General features: G+C 66.1%; 11 protein-coding genes and 1 pseudogene. 6 read left to right on the top strand and 6 right to left on the bottom strand.

Features of this window, described 5'->3' with window-relative positions:
- Together BGN95_RS25935 and BGN95_RS25930 are read left to right on the top strand one after the other, a co-directional pair.
- Nucleotides 1-1,701 (top strand): TonB-dependent receptor (locus BGN95_RS25935; RefSeq protein WP_286774503.1); only part of this gene is annotated, 1,701 nt, incomplete at its 5' end.
- A 5-nt stretch (nt 1,702-1,706) separates the two neighbouring features.
- Nucleotides 1,707-2,720, top strand: a complete 1,014-nt coding sequence (locus BGN95_RS25930) for a metallophosphoesterase family protein (protein WP_286774502.1) — start codon at nt 1,707-1,709, stop codon at nt 2,718-2,720.
- Nucleotides 2,721-2,807: 87 nt separating this feature from the next.
- Here BGN95_RS25930 and BGN95_RS25925 read toward each other — a convergent pair whose 3' ends face one another.
- Complete coding sequence (locus BGN95_RS25925) at nt 2,808-3,551, bottom strand: helix-turn-helix domain-containing protein (RefSeq protein WP_286774501.1); 744 nt, start codon at nt 3,549-3,551, stop codon at nt 2,808-2,810.
- A 151-nt stretch (nt 3,552-3,702) separates the two neighbouring features.
- On the opposite strand from BGN95_RS25925, the gene BGN95_RS25920 reads away from it, so the two are divergent.
- The 4 genes from BGN95_RS25920 to BGN95_RS25905 all read left to right on the top strand — a co-directional run bounded on the left by BGN95_RS25920 (nt 3,703) and on the right by BGN95_RS25905 (nt 11,218).
- Nucleotides 3,703-5,445 carry an N-acyl-D-amino-acid deacylase family protein gene (locus BGN95_RS25920; protein ID WP_265268654.1) on the top strand — a complete coding sequence of 581 codons (1,743 nt, stop codon included), beginning with the start codon at nt 3,703-3,705 and terminating at the stop codon, nt 5,443-5,445.
- A 57-nt stretch (nt 5,446-5,502) separates the two neighbouring features.
- On the top strand, nt 5,503-6,375 hold the full coding sequence (locus BGN95_RS25915; protein ID WP_265313125.1) for a Coq4 family protein: 873 nt from the start codon (nt 5,503-5,505) through the stop codon (nt 6,373-6,375).
- Nucleotides 6,376-6,643: 268 nt separating this feature from the next.
- Nucleotides 6,644-7,018, top strand: coding sequence for a PRC-barrel domain-containing protein (locus BGN95_RS25910; RefSeq protein WP_286774500.1), 375 nt, complete (start codon nt 6,644-6,646; stop codon nt 7,016-7,018).
- Nucleotides 7,019-7,213: 195 nt separating this feature from the next.
- Complete coding sequence (locus BGN95_RS25905; protein WP_286774499.1) at nt 7,214-11,218, top strand: non-ribosomal peptide synthetase; 4,005 nt, start codon at nt 7,214-7,216, stop codon at nt 11,216-11,218.
- A 110-nt stretch (nt 11,219-11,328) separates the two neighbouring features.
- On the opposite strand, the gene BGN95_RS25900 is transcribed toward BGN95_RS25905, so the two are convergent.
- From BGN95_RS25900 to BGN95_RS25880, 5 genes and pseudogenes are all read right to left on the bottom strand, one after another.
- Nucleotides 11,329-13,098: a DEAD/DEAH box helicase gene (locus tag BGN95_RS25900; protein ID WP_286774498.1), complete on the bottom strand. Its 1,770-nt coding sequence runs from the start codon at nt 13,096-13,098 to the stop codon at nt 11,329-11,331.
- A 356-nt stretch (nt 13,099-13,454) separates the two neighbouring features.
- A complete protein-coding gene (locus BGN95_RS25895; protein ID WP_286774497.1) occupies nt 13,455-15,623 on the bottom strand; it encodes a TonB-dependent receptor in 2,169 nt (722 codons plus the stop codon).
- A gap of 352 nt (nt 15,624-15,975) precedes the next feature.
- The gene (locus BGN95_RS25890; protein WP_179513577.1) at nt 15,976-16,584 is read right to left on the bottom strand and encodes a TetR/AcrR family transcriptional regulator; all 609 of its coding nucleotides are present in this window, start codon (nt 16,582-16,584) and stop codon (nt 15,976-15,978) included.
- A gap of 81 nt (nt 16,585-16,665) precedes the next feature.
- Nucleotides 16,666-17,925 carry an erythromycin esterase family protein gene (locus tag BGN95_RS25885; RefSeq protein ID WP_286774496.1) on the bottom strand — a complete coding sequence of 420 codons (1,260 nt, stop codon included), beginning with the start codon at nt 17,923-17,925 and terminating at the stop codon, nt 16,666-16,668.
- A pseudogene (locus BGN95_RS25880) lies at nt 17,922-18,681 on the bottom strand (serine hydrolase domain-containing protein); the annotation flags it as partial. The pseudogene BGN95_RS25880 and the gene BGN95_RS25885, both read right to left, overlap by 4 nt.

The raw sequence follows: 18,681 nt of genomic DNA, 5'->3' as shown, positions 1-18,681 counted from the left end.
AGCCTGCGCGACCCGAGTTTCGGCACGCTGACTTATGGTGATCGCTTCGGCGCGAAGAACGTCAACGCCTTTCAGGTCGCGGCGCGACTGCAGGCGACCGATAACCTGACCGTCGATTACAAGTTCGACTATACCCAGAGCAAGACGATGGGCAGCGCGGTGCAGTTGCTCGGCACGCCGGCGGGGCCGACCGCGCCGCTGGCGGGGGGGATCCTGGCGTTCCAGCCGCTGTTCGGTGGCATCACCAACCTCAGCACGACGCGGCTCGATCCGGTGGCCAACGCCACCAGCCCCGAAGATCTCAACGTGCAGGGTCATAACGTCACCGTCACGCTCCACGCCAACGAGAATCTCGAAGTCAAGAGCATCACCGGCTTCCGCAGCTTCGATCAGCAGCCGAATATCTTCGATCTCGCCGGCACCGGCGGGATACGCTTCACCGCGGGGCAATTGGCGGCGTTGCTCCAGGGCAATGTCCCCGGCGTCTTCAACCCGGCGGTCGCGCCCGGACCGAACGACAGCATGTTCTCGCTGCTGACGTCGCGCAAGACGCGGCAGAAGCAGTTCAGCGAGGAACTGCAGTTCGTCGTCACCACCAAGGCGATCGACTTGACCGCGGGCCTGTTCTACTTCCACGAGCGCTCGCCGGCGACCGATATTCTCGGCATCTTCCAGCCGGTCGCCAATGGGGTGGTCATTCCCACGCCGTTCGATTCGATCTTCGGCAGCGGCGTGACCGAATCGATCGCGGTCAACAGCTCGATGGCGGCTTATGCGCAGGGCACCTATCATGTGACCCCCAAGCTCGACATCACGCTCGGCGGCCGCTTCACCGCGGACAATCGCGAGACGATCCTGATCCGCACCGGGTCCCCCGGCGTGGGTGGCGGCGGGATCCTGCCGCCGGGGACTTATAAGAAGAGCTATGAGAAGTTCAATTATACCGGCATCCTGACCTATCGGCCGACCGGTGACATCACGGCTTATGCCAAGATCGCGACCGGCTATGTCGCTGGCGGCATTCTGAGCGCGATTCCGTACAATCCCGAAACCGTGACGTCTTACGAGCTCGGGCTGAAGTCGGAATTGTTCAATCGCCGGCTGCGCGCGAACTTTGCCGGTTTCTACGTCAACTATAAGGATCTCCAGATCCAGACCTTCCAGAACGGCGTCCAGCGGTTCGAAAATGCCGGCAAGGCGCGCATCTGGGGCGTCGAGGCGGAAATCGATGCGATCCCGGTCGAGCGGCTCACGCTGAGCGGAACCGCCGGCTATACGGACTTCAAATATCTGAAATATGTGTCCGAACTCGGCGACATCACCGATATCGTCCGCGCCAATTATATCCCCAAGTGGAACGTGCGCCTCTCGGGACAATATGACTTCCCCGAATTCGGCGGCGGCGGGAATATGTATTTCCGCATGGACGGCCGTTGGCAGTCCAAGGCCTATCCCGGCGCGCTGCCGACCGGGGTGCCCGCGCTCGACGCGCTCGCGGTCACCAGGCCTTATTGGATCGTCGACGGGCGCTTCGGCCTCGTCAACCTGCCGATGGGCGGGGTGAAGCTCGGCGCGTCCTTGTGGGTCAAGAACCTGCTCGACAAGAATGACGTATTCGTCTTCGGCCCGCAGGTGATCAACCAGACCGCCGAATTCCTCGTCGGCCGCACCTTCGGCGCCGACGTGACCGTGAAGTTCTGATCGTCATGAAACGCGTGTTTGCTTTCGGTCTTTTGTGTTGCACCGCGCTGGTCGGCGCCGCTCTGCCGGGCGACACCTTCCGCCCGGTGCCGGGCGCGGCGATCGGCAAGGCGACCCCGTGGACCGCCGCGCCGGTCGCTGAGCCCGAGACGTTGCGTTTCGCGGTGATCGGCGACCGAACCGGGCTCGCGCGGCCCGGGGTGTTCGAGCAGGCGATGAACCAGATCGGCTGGATGCGCCCCGAATTCGTCATCAACGCGGGCGATCTGATCGAAGGCTATACCGACGACAAGGGAGAGATCGGCGCCGAATGGGATCATATCAAAGGGGCGGTCGCCAAATTGGGCGTGCCGTTCTTCTACGTCCCCGGCAATCACGATCTGGGCACCGATGCCGAGTTGCAGGTGTGGCGCGAGCGGCACGGCAGCCCTTATTATGCGTTCGAATACAAGAACGTGCTGTTCCTGTGCCTCGACACCGAAGACCCGCCGATGCCGATGTCGCCGGAAATGTCGAAGCAGTTCCGCGGGGTGCTCAAGGCGCTCGCCGCCGATCCGGTCGGGACGGAAAAGGCGATCAATGCGCAGCTCGCGCAGGTCAACAAATCGCGCGCGCTGGAAACCGCCGGGGTCAATGGCGCGCGGTTCAGCGACGCGCAGGTCGATTTCGTGCGTCGCACGCTCGCCGCGCATCGCAACGTGCGCTGGACCTTCGTGCTGATGCACAAGCCGGCGTGGACGCTCAAGTCCGCCGCGTTCGACAAGATCGAGGCGATGCTGGCGAACCGGAAATATACCGTGATCGCGGGGCACAATCATTATTACAGCCATGAGCTGCGCAACGGCCGCGACTATTTCCAGATGGGGACGGTCGGCGCGATCTCGCATCAGGAAGGGCCGGGCAAGATGGATCATCTCGCCTGGGTGACGGTCGACAAGGCCGGGCCGCATTATGCGCTGGTCCGGCTGACCGGGCTGCTCGATAAGAATGGCGAGACCGGGCAGACGTTGGCGCGTTAGCCTCGCTTGTGCTCCCGCGAAGGCGGGAGCCCAGACTGGGTCCCCGCCTTCGCGGGGACACAAGCGGGCTTGGGCCGCCGCTCGATTTTAACCCTGCGACATTTCCCGCAGCTGCGTCAGATCGAGCGGCCGCGCCGCGCTCAGCACCGCGTGCCAGCCCCGCGGCAAGTGGCTCTCGGCGCGATCCGCCACCGCGAGCGCCGAAAGCTCGCGGCGGTGGCGCTCGATCATCTCCGCCATTTGTGCCGCCCCGGCCTCCGACAGCTTGATCACCGTCGACCCGTAAACCGCGTCGTCCGCGCTGAAATCCATTTCGAGGAACTGGCGCTTCATCTGCAATTCGAACTGACGCCGCATCGGCAGCTTGCGCCATACGATATGCGGATTGATCCGCGTGCGCGCACGGCCGCCGGGCAGCCGGTCGATCAACGCCAGTTTGTAGAGCCGGCCGAGCATCGCCTCCATCGTCGCCGCGGGGATCGCGAGATCCTGCGCCAGCTCCTGCCAATTCTCCCCGCTCAGGATCGCGATGAACAGGAAGGAGAGCAGGATATCCTCGCTCAACGCCTTTTCCTGCGCGAGCGTCAGCTCGTTGGCGAGGTGCGGCGGGGGCGCCTCGCTCTCGCGGACCAGATCGGCGAGCGACACGTCGCACAAGCCCGCCAGCGCCTCCAGCCGATCGAGCGTCAGCCCGCGCCCGGCGAGCCAGCGCTTGATCGTCGGCTCGCTCGCCGACAGCGCCTCGGCGATGCGCCGTACGCTCCACCCGGCGCCGCGCAAATGGCGCCGCAGCACCGCGAGCAACGCCTCCTGACCAGGGGAGCGATTCACCGTTCGAAGATCATCTGGCGATCCATATCGTATCTTTATGTGATCCGATTGACCCTGTCCAATTTGGTCCGCGCGCCGCGGCGTGAGCATAATCGCCGGGTGTTTGAACGAGTCCCGGCGAACGGGTCGGGCACAAGGAGAGGAAGAGGCAATGAGTGCGATTCTGATCAAGGGCGGTACGGTGGTCGACGGCACCGGCGCGCCGGCATTCGCCGCCGACGTGCGGGTGAAGGGCAAGACGATCGCGGAGGTCGCGCCCGGCCTCACCCCGCATGACGATGAGCGGGTGATCGACGCCACCGGCTGCTATGTCACCCCCGGTTTCATCGAGAGCCACACCCATTTCGATGCGACGATGTGGTGGCAGCCCGATCTCGATCCGCTGCCCAGCTATGGCGCGACGACGGTGGTGATGGGCAATTGCGGTTTTTCCGCCGCGCCGATCTCGGACGATCCCGAAGTCGCGTTCGAGATGATCAAGATCTTCTCCTTCTTCGAGGATATCCCCGAAGGGCCGTTCCAGAAGAATTTGCCGTGGGATTGGCGCACATGGTCCGAATATCAGCGGTCGATGACGACGCGGCTCAAGATCCCGGCCAATTACGGCGCCTTCGTCGGGCATCTCGCGATCCGGCTCGCCGCAATGGGAATGGACGCGTGGAAGCGCGTCGCCACCCCGGCCGAAATCGCCAAGATGGCCGAATTGCTCGAAGACGCGATGGAGGCGGGCGCGCTCGGCATGTCGTCCAACCTGCTCGATCATGACGGGCAGGACCGGCCGGTGCCGACCTTGATCGCTGACGATGCCGAGTTCGCCGCGCTGATCGACGTGCTGGCACGCTACCCCGGCTGCACGATGCAGGTGATCGTCGACACCTTCATGCGCATGTCCGCCCCGGCGAGCCTCGAACGGCTGGTGCGGCTGCTCAAGGGCAAGAAATTGCGCGTCCAGATCGCCGGCGCGATCCCGACGCTCGAATTCCAGAAGCCCGCGCTGGAGATCATGAAGCCGCTGGTCGAGCAGGCGCAGGCCGACGGCTATGATATCTGGCCGGGCTTCGCGCATGTCTCGCCGACCAACACCTTGTCGCTCACCCGCTCGCTGATCTTCGCCCAGTCGAACGATTATGTCTGGCATGAGGTGGTGCTGGCCGAGACCGAGGAAGCCAAGCTCGCGCTGCTCAACGATCCCGACTGGCGCGCGCGGGCGCGCGAAAGCTGGGATACCAAGGTATGGCCGCACGCCCCGATGAACAATCCGCACCGGCTGCACTTGCGCAACTCGGACAACGGCATGGGGCCGATCAACATCACGCTCAAGGAATATGCCGACTCGCGCGGGCTGCATCATTCGGATGCGATGGCCGAGTGGATCATCGCCAATGGCGTCCGTTCGACGGTGCATATGGCCCCGTTCCCTAAGCTCGAGGACCTCACGGTCGAATTGCTCAAGCATCCGCAGACCGTCGGCAACATCTCCGACGCTCCCGCGCACGGCCAGATGTTCTGCGGCGGCGGCGAGAATATCCTGCTGCTCACCAAATATTGCCGCGACGAAGGCAAGGTGACGATCGAAGAAGCGATCCATGTCATGACGGGCAAGCTCGCCGGGCATTTCGGCTTCCACGATCGCGGCGCGATCAAGCCGGGGCTGCGCGCCGATATCGCGGTGTTCGATCTCAACGAAATCCAGCGGCGCGAGGAATATAAACGCTTCGACGTGCCGACCGGCGATTTCGGGGTGACGTGGCGCTACACCCGCGATGCGGCGCCGATGCGGCTGACGATGGTCAACGGCATGCCGACCTTCTTCGAGGGCCGTTTCACCGGCGCGATGCCGGGCGAATTCGTCAGCCCGCCCGCCGCACCCGCGCTGGCGCAGGCAGCGGAATGATCGGAGCGGCCCGCGACGCACGCGCGTCGCGGGCCTGATTTTTCAGGAGAGATCGTCATGGTCGAAGTCAGCCAGGCCGATTACGAATATTTCAACGGCTCGATCGTCCAGCATGCCACCGAAAGCTCGGTGCTGATCAGCTCGTCAAAATATCTCAACAACGCCCCGCTCCGCGCGCTGATCGCGCAGGAGATGTTGCGCCGCAACGGGCCCGATATGCCCAACACCGCTTTCATCCCCGAGGTGGCGCAGATCCTGCACAATCTGGAGGACATGCCCGCGATCTTCCGGCTGTTCGAGGAGGAAAAGGCGCGGCTGCCCGAATTCCGCGACTGGCTCGATCGTCGTGTGCTGTCCGACTTCAAGGTCGAGGACGTCAAACATTGCAAGCCCGGCACTTTGGGCCATGTAATCCACGATTTCCTCGCCAACAGCGGCTATCAGATGGATTATTTCTTCCAGGGGATGAAGGTCGACAGCGATTACACTTTCTATCTCAAGGAACGCACCTTCACCCACGATATCGAGCATATGGTGACCGGCTTCGAGACCAATCACGCCGGCGAGGTCGCGCTGCTCACCGCCAATATGTACGCCTTCTACAATTATTTCTGTCCCGAGCTGGCGGCGTTCTTCAACCGCGTCTCGACCTATCTTCGCGCCAAGACCTATATGAAGAGCGGGCTGCATTATCCGGAAGGCTTCAAGGTCCAGCTCGACGCCGAATTCGTCGGCGCGGAGCAGGGGCGGAACTGGAAGATGCCGTTGATGCTGGTGCCGTGGCGCGAGATGATCGACCGTCCGCTGGTCGAGATCCGCGCTGAATATGGCATCACAGACGTGCTCCCGGCGGGGCATTGGGACTGGACCACCGCGGTGGCGGAGGACCCGCGCCCGACCGAACCTGCGCTCGCGGCTGCGGCGGAGTAAGCCCTTGCTACCACCCCGGCGAAGGCCGGGTCCAGTATCGGGCCGGTCGTGACTGGACCCCGGCCTTCGCCGGGGTGGAAGGGAAGGGGGCGGCCCTAACATCCGCCTTCTTGTGTCCCCGCGAGGGCGGGGACCCAGGGGCCAAGTCAAACAACGGCGTATTGTTTGGCTCTGGGTCCGCGCCCTCGCGGGGACACAAGGAGGCGGAACGTCCCGCCTCGTCGAGCGTTGAGACCGCAGCCGGTCGTTCCGGCTGGGAAATGACACCATGGCCCAGATCGCACAGGAAACCGATCACGCGCTGATCCTGTCCAGCCGCGTCAACGGCACCCCGGTCTTCGATCGCGCCGGCAACCGGCTCGGCCATGTCGACGATCTCTCGATCGACAAGGTGAGCGGGCGGGTGCTCTATGCGATCATGTCGTTCGGCGGCTTTCTCGGCATCGGCGAGCGTTTTCATCCGGTGCCCTGGGGATTGCTCGATTATGCGCCGGGGCACGGCGGGTTCGTCGTTCCGCTCGATCGCAACATCCTCAAGGATGCGCCCAATTACGATGCGGTCGAGCTGCGCAACCTCGGCGGGCCGAGCTTCCGCAGCTACAGCGATATCATCTTCGACTATTATGGCGCGCCGCCCTGGTAGACGCAGGTCGATCCTCGCAACCCCTCCTTCGTCATTCCCGCGAAGGCGGGAATCCATTCATACCGTCGTTGCGCTTCTATCGCTGAGGTCTGGGTGAATGGATTCCCGCCTTCGCGGGAATGACGAACGAAAGGCATTTTCACCCGATCGTTACGTCGCCGTTGACGCGCGCCATCTTGTCGATAGGGCGCGGCGATGGCGTTTGAAGATCCCACACGTTCGCTCGCCGCGACATCCGATGAGACACTGGGGCCGCTGCTCCACGATTTCCTGCGCGCTGCGGTCGCGCATCATGCCGACCGGCCGGCGCTGGATATTCCGCCGGGGCGCAACCGTCCCGCGCGCCAGCAGCTGAGCTATGCCGAGCTCGACGCCGCCTCCGATCGGCTCGCGCAGCATCTCGCGGCGCTGGTGCAGGGCGAGGAGATCGTTGCGATCCACCTGCCGCGCACCTCGTCGGCGCTGTACGTCGCGCAGCTCGCCGCGCTGAAGGCCGGCGCCGCCTTCACCTGCCTCGACGCATCTTTCCCCGACGAGCGGATGCGCGAGATCGTCGAGGACGCGAGCGCGGTCGCGGTGTTGACCGACCAGCCGGGCATCGCGCGGCTCGCGCCGGTGTGCGGCGACATGACGCGGTTGCTCGATGTGCCCGCGTTGCTCGCCGAGGCGCCCGCAGCGAACGCGTTGCCGCAGGATATCGCCGCCGATCGGCTGGCGTATGTCATCTACACCTCGGGCACCACCGGGCGCCCCAAGGGGGTGATGATCGAGCATCGCAACATCGCCAATCTCGTTGCCTCGGATCTGGGGGAGTTCGCGCTGGGGCCGGGCGATCGCGTCGTGCAGGGATCGTCCTCGGCCTATGATTCCTCGATCGAGGAAACCTGGCTCGCCTTCGCCGCGGGCGCGACATTGCTGGTGATGGACGATGATGCGGCGCGGCTCGGCCCCGATATCATCGGCTGGCTGCGCGACGAGAAGGCGACGGTCTTCTGCCCGCCGCCGACCTTGCTGCGCAGCAGCGGGTGCAGCAATCCCGCCACCGCGCTGCCCGATCTCAAATTGCTCTATGTCGGCGGCGAGGCGCTGCCGCGCGATATCGCCGATCTGTGGTCCGAAGGGCGGCGGCTGGTCAACGGCTACGGCCCGACCGAATGTGCGGTGACCTGTCTGCGCGGCGATATCGTCGCGGGCGGCCCGATCACGATCGGCTGGCCGGTGCCGGGGATGACCGGCTTCGTGCTCGACGACGATCTCGCGGTACTGCCCGACGGGCAGCAGGGCGAGTTGTGCATCAGTGGGGCGGGGGTCGCGCGGGGCTATCGCAACCGGCCCGAGCTGACGCTCGAGAAGTTCGTCGATCATCCGCGGCTCGGGCGGCTCTATCGCACCGGCGATCTCGTCCACCGCGAGGAAGACGGGAGTTTCTTCTACCACGGCCGGATCGACGCGCAGGTCAAGATCCGCGGCTATCGCGTCGAGCTCGGCGAGATCGAGACGCGGCTTGCCAGCCTGCCCGGCGTCCGCGCGGCGGGGTGCCGGTTGCAGGATCATCGCGGCACGGCGGAGCTGGTCGCGTTCGTCGTCGCCGAGGATCCGGCGACGCCGCCCGACGGCGATGCGCTCCGCGCGCAGCTCGCCACGACCTTGCCGCGCTATATGGTGCCGATGCGGATCGGGGTGATCGACGAATTGCCGGTAAGCGTCGGCGGCAAGCTCAACCGCGCCGCGCTGCCGATGCTCGAACTCGCGGCTGTGGTGGTCGATCGCCACAATGTCCCGGCCGAGACCGAGATGGAGCAACTGCTCGCCGTTGGCGTCGCGGATATCCTCAAGCGGCCGGCGGCCGTATCGGTCGAGGACGATTTCTTCGAGGACCTCGGCGGCGATTCGCTCAGCGCCGCCTTGCTCGTCACCCTGTTGCGCGAGGACCCGCGCACCGACTGGATCACCGTCAGCGATATCTATGACGCGCGCACCGTCCGCGCGCTGGCGCTGCTCGCCGATCGCGCCGTCCCCGAGGACGACGCCGGCGAGGTGGTGGTGCGCGAGGGGCAGGTGCGCCCGGTGCTCGCCAATGCCGTCCAGCTAAGCTGGCTCACCGGCGAGTTGCTGATCGGATCGTGGGTGACGTGGATCGCGGCGTTCCGCTTGCTCCCGCCGGTGTTCGGGCGGCTCGGGCTCGTCTCGTTCATCCTGCTCTCCCCGCTGATCGCGATCGCCGCGGCGGCGGTTTACGTGCCGGTGTCGATCGCCTTTGCGGTGGCGGTGAAGCGTGTCGTGATCGGCCGCTATCGCGCGATCCGCGCCCCGGTGTGGAGCAATTATTATCTCCGCCACTGGGTGGTGTTCCAGGCGGTGCGGCTGATTCCGTGGCCGCTGTTGCAAGGCACGGTGTTCCAGCAGATCGCGTTGCGTGCGCTCGGCGCGCGGATTGGGCGCGGGGTGCATCTCCACCGCGGGGTCGATCTCAGGCGCGGCGGCTGGGATCTGCTCGAGATCGGCGATTATGCCGCGATCGGGCAGGATGCGCGCGTCGGGCTGGTCGAGCTCGACCGCGGCGATATCGTCGTCGCCCCGATCACGCTCGAAGCCGGTGCGACGATGCGCGTACGCTCGGGCGTCGAGGGCAATTGCCGCGTTGGCGCAGGGAGTGTGCTGACCGCGCTTTCGGTGCTCAACGCCGGCAAGTCGATCCCGCCGGGCGAATTGTGGGACGGGGTGCCCGCCGGACCCGTCGGCCCCGCGCCCGCCGCGCCGCCGGTGCCGCCGCGCCAGCTTTCTCCGCTGGCACACGGCGTGTCACTGATGCTCGCCGAAGGCGCCGCCGCCTTCGTCGCGGCGCTTCCGGCCGAGCTGCTGACGATCGCCACCTGCCTCGCCGCCGGGATCGGCTTCGAGGAGGTGTGGCGCTGGATCTATCACCCGACGTTCGACTCACGCGTCGCGGTGGCGGTGCTCGGGCTGACGGTGCTCAGCATCCCGCTGACCCTGATCTGGACCGCGCTCATGTCGCGGATGATGGGCCGCGTCCGCGCGGGGACGATCGGGCTGAGGAGCCCGGCCTATATCCGCGCCTGGGTCAAGACCGGCCTCCTGATCCGCGCCGGCGAATGGCTCAGCGGCACCTTGTTCTGGTCGATGTGGCTGCGGCTGGCGGGGATGCGCGTCGGGCGCAAATGCGAGATCAGCACGATCATCGACGTCACCCCCGAGCTGTGCGAGATCGGCGCCGAGACCTTCTTCGCCGATGGCATCTATCTCGGCGGCGGCGAGGCGCGCAACGGCAGCATCACGCTCGCGCCGATCCGGCTTGGGCGCAACACCTTTCTCGGCAATCACGCGGTGATCCCGGCGGGCGAACATCTCCCCGACAATATCCTGATCGGCATCGCCACCGTCGCGGATTCGCGCGAGATCGTCACCGGCCAGTCGCGTTTCGGCCATCCGAGCTTCGATCTGCCGCGCCGCGAGGTGATCGAGGTCGATCGCAGCCTGACCCACGATCCCTCGGCGATCCGCTACATCAACCGGATGTTCTGGGAGGTGCTGCGCTTCACCCTGCCGATCGTCCCGCTGCTGCTGACCGCCGTCTGGTATGCGATGCTGGTCCACGCGCAGGATATGGTGGCCTCGCCGTTGGTCTATATCCTGCTGGTGGTCCCGGCGGCGACGCTCGTCCCGCTGGTGGCCTTGTGCTTCACCGTGCTGGCGCTCAAGTGGCTGCTGATCGGGCGGGTGAAGCCGGGGCAGCATGCCTTGTGGTCATGCTGGTGCAGCCGTTGGGACTTCGTCTACGTCGCCTGGGCCAAGCTCGCCAACCTCGTGCTGCAAGGGCTGGAGGGGACGTTCATCCTGCCGATCTACCTCCGCCTGATGGGGCTGACGATCGGCAAGCGCGCGGTGCTCGGGCCGCAATTCGCGCAGGTCGTCGATCCCGACATGATCCATATCGGCGACGGTGCGACCGTCAGCGCGATGTTCCAGGCACATACCTTCGAGGATCGCGTGCTCAAGACCGACAAGGTGTTCATCGGCAAGGGCGCGACCGTCTCGGGGGCGACCGTGCCGCTCTACGGCGCGGTGATCGGCGACCACACGCATGTCGGGCCGCATAGCGTGATCATGAAGCACGAGCATCTGCTGCCGGGGCTGCGCTTTCAGGGTGTGCCGACCAAGGTGTACGGGCGCGAGGGGTAGATCGCCCCCTCCGTTCGCCCTGAGCTTGTCGAAGGGCTGCACTTCTTCCTCGGAAGAAAGACAGGGCTTCGACAGGCTCAGCCCGAACGGGGAGAGCGCGGGGCGCTATTTCAATGCGCCCGGCGATCCTTGCCGCCATGCCCGCCGCCGTGGCGCGGCGGGAATTTCTTCCCCGGCTTGCCACCGCGCGGCCCGTCATGACGCGGCCCGGCATCCCCCGTCCGGCGCGGCTTGTGGACCTTGCCCTGCGCGCCCGGCTGCGGCGCGCCCGGCGCCGGCTCGATGCGGATGCCGCTTTCGTCCTCGGCGCCCTCGCGCGCGGTGCGTTGCAGCGCCGAGCGGAACTTCGCCTCGATCGCGCGGCGCACCTCGAAATGGGTCTCATTGGCGAGGATGCGGATCGCGCCGACATCCGCGCGGGTGATATGCCCGCGGCGGCACAGCAGCGGCAGGATCCAGCGCGGATCGGCATTCTGCCGCCGCCCGATATCCATGCGGAACCACGCGGTGTCCTCGAAGCCGGGGCGATGCTGTTTCTCGCCCGCCTCGCCGCGGCGGTTTTCCGCCGAGGAAAGGTCGATCAGCTCCTCGGGCTGCGGCATCGTCTGGCTGTGCGCGCGGACCAAAGCCAGCGCGATATTCTCCGGCGTCTGCTCGGCGAGCAGCCGCTGGGCGAGCTGGGTTTCCTCCTCGGTCGCCTCGACCGGCTCGGCGAGCTTTGCCAGCAGCCGATTGCGATCCTGTTCGCGGATCGACGCCGCGCTCGGGGCGGGCATCCACTCCGCCTCGATGCGGGCGGAGCGCAGGATGCCCTCGACCCGGCGCCGCCGCGAGAAGGGAACGATCAGCACCGCGGTGCCCTTGCGCCCGGCGCGGCCGGTGCGCCCTGAGCGGTGCTGGAGCACCTCGGCGTCGCGCGGCACCTCGACATGGATGACGAGGCTCAGGCTGGCGACGTCGATCCCGCGCGCCGCGACGTCGGTCGCGACGCATACCCGCGCACGGCCGTCGCGCAGCGCCTGCAGCGCGTGGTTGCGTTCGTTCTGGCTATGCTCGCCCGACAGCGCCACCGCGGCGAACCCGCGCTCGACCAGCGAGGCGTGGAGATGGCGGACATTGTCGCGCGTCGCGCAGAACAGCATCGCCGTCTCCGCCTCGTGGAAGCGCAGCAGGTTGATGACGGCATTCTCGATATCCGACGGGGACACCGCAACCGCCTGATAGGAAATGTCGCCATGCCCCTGACGCTCGTCGAGCGTCGAGATGCGCAGCGCATCGCGCTGATAGCGCTTCGCCAGCGCGACGATCGGGCGCGGCATCGTCGCGGAGAACAGCAGGGTGCGGCGGTTGTCGGGGGTCGCGTCGAGGATTTCCTCGAGATCCTCGCGGAACCCCATGTCGAGCATCTCGTCGGCCTCGTCGAGCACCGCGCAGCGCAGTGCCGAGAGATCGAGCGCGCCGCGTTCGAGGTGATCGCGCAACCGCCCCGGAGTCCCGACGACGATATGCGTGCCGTGCGACAGGTTACGCCGCTCGCGCGCCGAATCCATCCCGCCGACGCAGGTCGCGATCCGCGCGCGCGCCGGGGCGTAGAGCCATTCGAGTTCGCGGCTGACCTGCATCGCCAGTTCGCGGGTCGGCGCGATGATCAGCGCCAGCGGCGCGCCGGGGGTGGGGAGGTTGCCGTCGGCGTCGAGCAATTGTTGCGCCATCGCAAGGCCGAACGCGACGGTCTTGCCCGAGCCGGTCTGCGCCGAAACGAGCAGGTCGCGCGCCTCGGCGTCGCTTTCGATCACCGCCGCCTGCACCGGCGTAGGTTGAGTGTAGCCGCGGCCGACGAGCGCGTCGGCAATAGATTGCGGAAGTTGCGAAAAGGGCATGTTTCTCCGTCGGGTGCGCAGGCTCGTCGGCGATTGTTCGCGCGACCTGTTGCGTGCTTGAGCTGAGCGTGCAGCAGCCCGTCAGCAAGAGGCCAGGCACGTCCGTTGCGCGCCCCTTAGCCGAAATGATCCCCGCGCGCCATGCCAATCGCGCGAGGGGTGTCAGCGACGCGAATGGCGCCGCATCTCGTGGAGATTTATGTGTCATCCCAACCCCGTTCGCCCTGAGCTTGTCGAAGGGCTGTCCTTCTTCCTTGGAAGAAAAGTGCAGGGCTTCGACAAGCTCAGCCCGAACGGGGTTGGGGGTCCTTCAATCGGTGCCGGGCGTGGTTTTCGTCCGCCCGGCACCTGCCGGATCAGAACCCGACGCTCAGCTGCACGCCATAGCTGCGCGGCTCGCCGAACATCGCGCCGGGCAGCCCGGTGTTGAAATAAGCGGCGTAATATTTCTCGTCGGTCAGGTTCTTGGCATAGACCGCCAGCTCCCACTTGCCGAAGCCGACCGGGATGTCGGACAACGTGAGCCGCGCGTTGAGCAGCCCGTAATCGCCGACGATATAACGCGGATCGTTCGACGACGTGTATTTCTTGCTCTGCATATAATATTGCACGTTGGCCGAGAAAGTGCCGATCGACGTCTTGGGGAAATAATATTCCGCGCTTGCACTCAGCGTGTTCTTCGGTGCCTCGACGAAGAAGTAATTCTTCGTGACATCGGCGCCGGTCTGCGACACGATCTTCAGATATTTCGCGTCGAGATAGGCGTAATTGAGCGACACCGACAGATTGCTCGACGGCTTCATCGTCAGATCGAATTCGGCGCCCTTGATCCGCGCCTTGCCGGCGTTGAGGATATCGGTGATCGCGGGGTTGGTCGGGTCGCTCTGCACGTTGACCTGGATGTCGCGATAGTTCGACTGGAACACCGCGAGATTGGCGCGCAAATGGTTGTTGAGCCAGCTCGACTTGATGCCCGCCTCATAGGAATCGAGCGATTCCGGGCCGAAACCCTGCTCGAAGCGCGCGATCGTGCTGGCGCGCAGATTATAGCCGCCGGCCTTATAGCCCTTGGCATATTTGAGGTAGAGGTTGACGTCGCGATTGACGTTATACCCCAGTACCACCGTCGGGCTGACGTTGGAGAAACTGTTGTCGCCCGCACCCGGCGCCAGCGGGATCGACGCCCCGGCCGCCGGGACGACGGTCTGCGCCAGCGTCGCCTGGCGCTGATCGTGCGACCAGCGCAGTCCCCCGGTCAGATACAGGCCGGTGAGGAAGGTCGGGCGCCACGTCGCCTGGGCATAGACCGCATAAGCGGTGTTGTGGACGGTCGCGGTGCGCGCCAGCGACGGGCGGCCCGCCGGCACCGTCGTGTCGAAGCTGTGCGCTTTCTCGTCGAACCAGTAACCGCCCAGCACATATTCGAGCTGGTGATCGGCGGTCGATCCGATCAGTTGGAGCTCCTCGCTCCACTGGTGCTGATGCTGGTCGAAATTGGTGATGAACAGCGGGAAGGGGCCGACCGCGCCGGTGAGGTAATTCTGGTCGGTGCGGTTATCGAGCTGGCGATAGCCGGTCAGCGACTTGAGCGTGATATCGTCGCTCACCTGCCAGCTCGCGGTCAGGCTATGGCCCTGCACCAGCACGCGATTGGGCCGCAGGTTGCGGACCGCGGGCGAGCCCTGCGTCGGGCGATCGATTACCGACGGATAGAATGCCGGCACATAGGCGATATAGGCGGGGGTATCGCGGGTCAGCGAGCGATCGTAGCTGTAGCGCAGCTCGATCGTGTCGACCGGCTTCCACTCCACCGCCGCGCGATAGGCGTCGCGCAGCTGATCGCCGAACCGCGCCTCTCCGGTGCCGGCGTTCCGGACGAAGCCGTCCTTCTGGCTGTGGAGATAGGCGAGCTGCACCGCGAGCTTGTCGCCGATCGGTACGTTGAGGTTGGTGCGCGTGGTGAAGGCGTTGTAATTGCCGTAGTCGATCGTCTGCTTGCCCGAGAAGACGCCGAGTTCGGGGGCCTTGGTGATATAATTGATCGCGCCGCCGGTGGCGTTGCGGCCGTAGAGCGAGCCCTGCGGGCCGCGCAGCACCTCGATCCGCTCGACTTCGGCGATATCGGAGGTCAGCCCCTGGCCACGCGCGATATAGATGCCGTCGAGATAGACCGCGACGCTGGGATCGACGGTGATCTGATCGTCATTGTTGCCGACGCCGCGGATGAACACGCGCGCGGTGGTCGCGCTGTTCGGGTGCGGGGTGACCTGCAGGCTGGGGACGACCGAGCGCAGATCGGTGATGTCGGCGATGCCGAGCTTGTTGATGTCGGCGCCGGTCACCGCCATGATCGAGATCGGGGTCTTCTGCAGCGGCTCCGCGCGCTTCTGCGCGGTGACGACTACCTCGCTCAGCCCGCCCGACGTGTCGGCGGCCGGCGCGGCGGCGGTCTGGGCCATCGCCGAAGCGGCGCAACCGGAAAGAAGCAGGGCCATCGCCCGGATCGAAATGTCTGCGGCCTTCATCTGCAAACCCCTCCCCAATCATCTGGGCTAGTTAAGCCTCAGAGATCACATGAAATATTCCTGCGCGTTCGCTGTTGCGGCGCGCTCAACCCTGTTGCCGATGGACCGATGCCGCGCTCCGTCCCGGAGCAAGGCGACGGGTCTCATCGCGACTCGCTATCTACCTTCAAGTAGGTAAAACTCAAGTGTGATCGGCGATTTTTCGCGCAAACCGGTGTGGAACTGCCGGATTTGCCTTCATTTGCGTAGTTTTGGGCGGGCGCTGTGATGGTGCGCAATACACGCCGCCGTCGTGCGGCGGCGCGTCATACGTGTGAACTTCGTGAACTTTGGCGGTGTGCGGGGGCGGCGCTCAGGCGAGAACGGCGGCGCAGCAGGTGCGGTGGAGCAGCGCGCGAAACTCGCGCAGCATATCGGGATCGGAGGGGGAATAGGCGCGGGCGTCGCCGAGCTGGCGGCCGTTGCAGACGTAGAACAAGGTCGCCGCCGAGACGCCGTTGATCACCAGCATCGTGTTGATCGGGCGGAAGCAACCGGCGCGCACGCCTTCCTCGATGACGGCATCCATATCGCTGAGCGCGAGCTCGGAAAAGCGCACCGGATTGCCGTGGCGCGGGGTGACGTCGGCGACCAGCCGCTGCAGGATGCGCGCGGCGGTCGGGCGCTGGACGATATAATCGAGCCACGCGTCGAGCAGCGCCAGCAACCGTTCGAGCGGGCCTTGCGCTTGCTTGAGCGCCAGCCGGCTCGCGGCGTGCATCTTCTCGAACAGATCGGATTCTACCGCGTCGTAGAGATCCTGCTTGCTCGGAAAATGATAGACGATCGACGGCCGGCGGATCCCCACCACCTGCGCCACATCCTCCATCCGCGCGGCTTCATAGCCGACATCGGCGAAGACCTGTTCGGCGGCGGCCAGGATGGCCTTGCGCGTGGCCTCTCCACGCGGGTGTTTGGACATCGTCAATTCGGCATCCCCCACGGCGCGGCTCGAGGCGATGTTCTAGAGCCAGTCGCGAACCGGCGACAAGGGGCGTGGCGGTCAGCGCGCGGGGCTGAGTCGTCCGAGGAAGATCAGCGCGTCGAACGCGATGCCCGGTTTCACCAGCAGTTCGTCGGTGAAATTGGTCCGCACGCTGCGCTCCCGGGCAAGCCAGCCGTCGTGTCGCACGGGGCGCAGATCGAGGAGGAAGCGGTCGCGCCCCGTGCGGGCGAGCGCCGTATCGAGATCGGTGTCGGGACCGGCCGGCGAAACGATCGGCACGATCAGCAGCCGCGCGCCGAGCGCTGCCTTCAGATGCACTCCCATCGCCGCGGGGGCGCGACGATAGACCGACCAGCTTCCCCCGCGCGTTGCCGCGTTCATGATATGCCCGTCGTGCGCGAACAGCAGCAGGCGGCCGTTGGGGGCTTCGCGCCGGCTGGCCCATAACGCATTCTCCGCCATCGCCGCGTCGCGCGCGATATCGGCCTTGTAATCGTCCGGCGAGAGTTCGTCGTCCGCCGTTGGCGGCCGCGATACGCGAAACAACCGTTCGAGCTGTCGTGCGCCGACCGCATTGCGCCGCGCCCACGCCCAATCCGCATCGTCCGTGCGATGGCGATCGAGGGAGCCGATCAAGGCGGCGATCGCGCGGCGCAGCCGGCTGCGCTCGGCCGCCGTCATCGCGGCATAGCCCGGCGCACTGAACCGGTCGAGGAAGGGGGCGAGCGCCTTCCGCACCGGCTGCGACCGATCGGGCATGACGCGCGCGAGATAGGCGATGCTCGCGCGCAGCGTGACCGCGGCGTTGCGCCACGCGCCGCTCTTGTCGCCGCCGCTCAGGTCGATGCCGTAGAGGTGGAGCTTCCGCGTATGCGCCGGATCGGCATTATAGCCGCGCATCCATTCGAGCAGCGCGACATTCTCGGCGTACCGTCCGAACCCCCAGGAGAAATTGTCGCGCGCGAGCTGGCGTGCATCGCCGCTGTCGCCCGCGACATAATCGTCGAGCGCCCGCGACTCGCTGACCCCGGTTTCGAGGGCGATCGCTGTGAAGCCGTGATGTTCGACGAGATAGCGGAACAGGCAATTGCGCAGCGCGAGCGGCTCCTGCGCGCCGTGCGCCGGCTCGCCGAGCGCGACCAGGTCGACGTTGCCGACGATCGCGCCGACCTTTTCCCACTGCTTGCTATCGGGCGGGCAGGGGGGCAGCGTGACCGCATGCCGTGCGGCCCAGGTGGTGAAATGCGCGGCGGGCTGCGCGGCGGCGGCGAGCGGCGCGAGCAGCGCGGCCGCGCTCCACCGCAGCCAGCGCTTCACGGCAGATCGATGCGATAGAGCGGGACGCCCGACATCGTCAGCCGCTGCGCCTGCCCGTCGATGACCGTGTCGAACGCCAGCCGCTCGGGGGCGAACGCGGGTTCGGCGAAGCGGAAATGCGTCTCGTCGATTGCCGCCAGCGGGGTGGGGGGCGCATTGGTGTCCGCGTAGGATATCATAAGTTGCCCTTGCTGGACGAAGACGCGGACGCCGGGGCCTTCCTCGCCGTGCGTCGCGTACCGGCCGACGAATGTCCGATAGCCGGCCGGCGCGGCGGCGGGGGCGGGACTTCCTTCGCGTGCATAGTCCGACGCTCCTTCCGACACCCCGGTGACAACGCCCGCGGCATCGCGTCGGAACTGGAAGGTGCGCGGCCCGTGGGGGGTGAGATACGCGCCCCACAAATCGTTCGCGAGCCGGGTCAGCGGCTGGTCGCCAGCGCGCAGCCCGCCGTCGTTCGTCGCCGCAAAGGTGAGCGCCGCCCCGTCGCGCGCGACGAAGCGCCCGGCGAACGAGGATGTCGCGGCAGGCGGCGTCGTTTTGGGGAGCGTCGGCGTGTCGCGCGACAGCCGCGCGACGATCCGCCCGAGCAATGCCCCGTCGAGCGGGCCGTTGGAGAGGAACACCAAAGCGAAATTCTCGGTCGGGTGCATCTCGAGATAGGTCTGGACACCCGCGATCCCGCCGCTGTGCGAGAGCACCCGGCCGTCGTGCGCAATGTTCATGCCATAGCCATAGCCATCGAGCACCGGGGTC

Source organism: Sphingomonas sp. 66-10, assembly GCF_001897045.1.
GTDB lineage: Bacteria > Pseudomonadota > Alphaproteobacteria > Sphingomonadales > Sphingomonadaceae > Sphingomonas > Sphingomonas lycopersici.
Note: the sequence above shows the minus strand (reverse complement) of the source record. Positions and strands in the feature narration are given on the sequence as shown.

What these genes read in the sequence shown, in the direction of transcription:
- BGN95_RS25930 (WP_286774502.1), top strand. Translation starts at nt 1,707, where the DNA reads ATGAAACGCGTGTTTGCTTTCGGTCTTTTGTGTTGCACCGCGCTGGTC.
- BGN95_RS25920 (WP_265268654.1), top strand. Translation starts at nt 3,703, where the DNA reads ATGAGTGCGATTCTGATCAAGGGCGGTACGGTGGTCGACGGCACCGGC.
- BGN95_RS25915 (WP_265313125.1), top strand. Translation starts at nt 5,503, where the DNA reads ATGGTCGAAGTCAGCCAGGCCGATTACGAATATTTCAACGGCTCGATC.
- BGN95_RS25910 (WP_286774500.1), top strand. Translation starts at nt 6,644, where the DNA reads ATGGCCCAGATCGCACAGGAAACCGATCACGCGCTGATCCTGTCCAGC.
- BGN95_RS25905 (WP_286774499.1), top strand. Translation starts at nt 7,214, where the DNA reads ATGGCGTTTGAAGATCCCACACGTTCGCTCGCCGCGACATCCGATGAG.
- BGN95_RS25900 (WP_286774498.1), bottom strand. Translation starts at nt 13,098, where the DNA reads ATGCCCTTTTCGCAACTTCCGCAATCTATTGCCGACGCGCTCGTCGGC.
- BGN95_RS25895 (WP_286774497.1), bottom strand. Translation starts at nt 15,623, where the DNA reads ATGAAGGCCGCAGACATTTCGATCCGGGCGATGGCCCTGCTTCTTTCC.
- BGN95_RS25890 (WP_179513577.1), bottom strand. Translation starts at nt 16,584, where the DNA reads ATGTCCAAACACCCGCGTGGAGAGGCCACGCGCAAGGCCATCCTGGCC.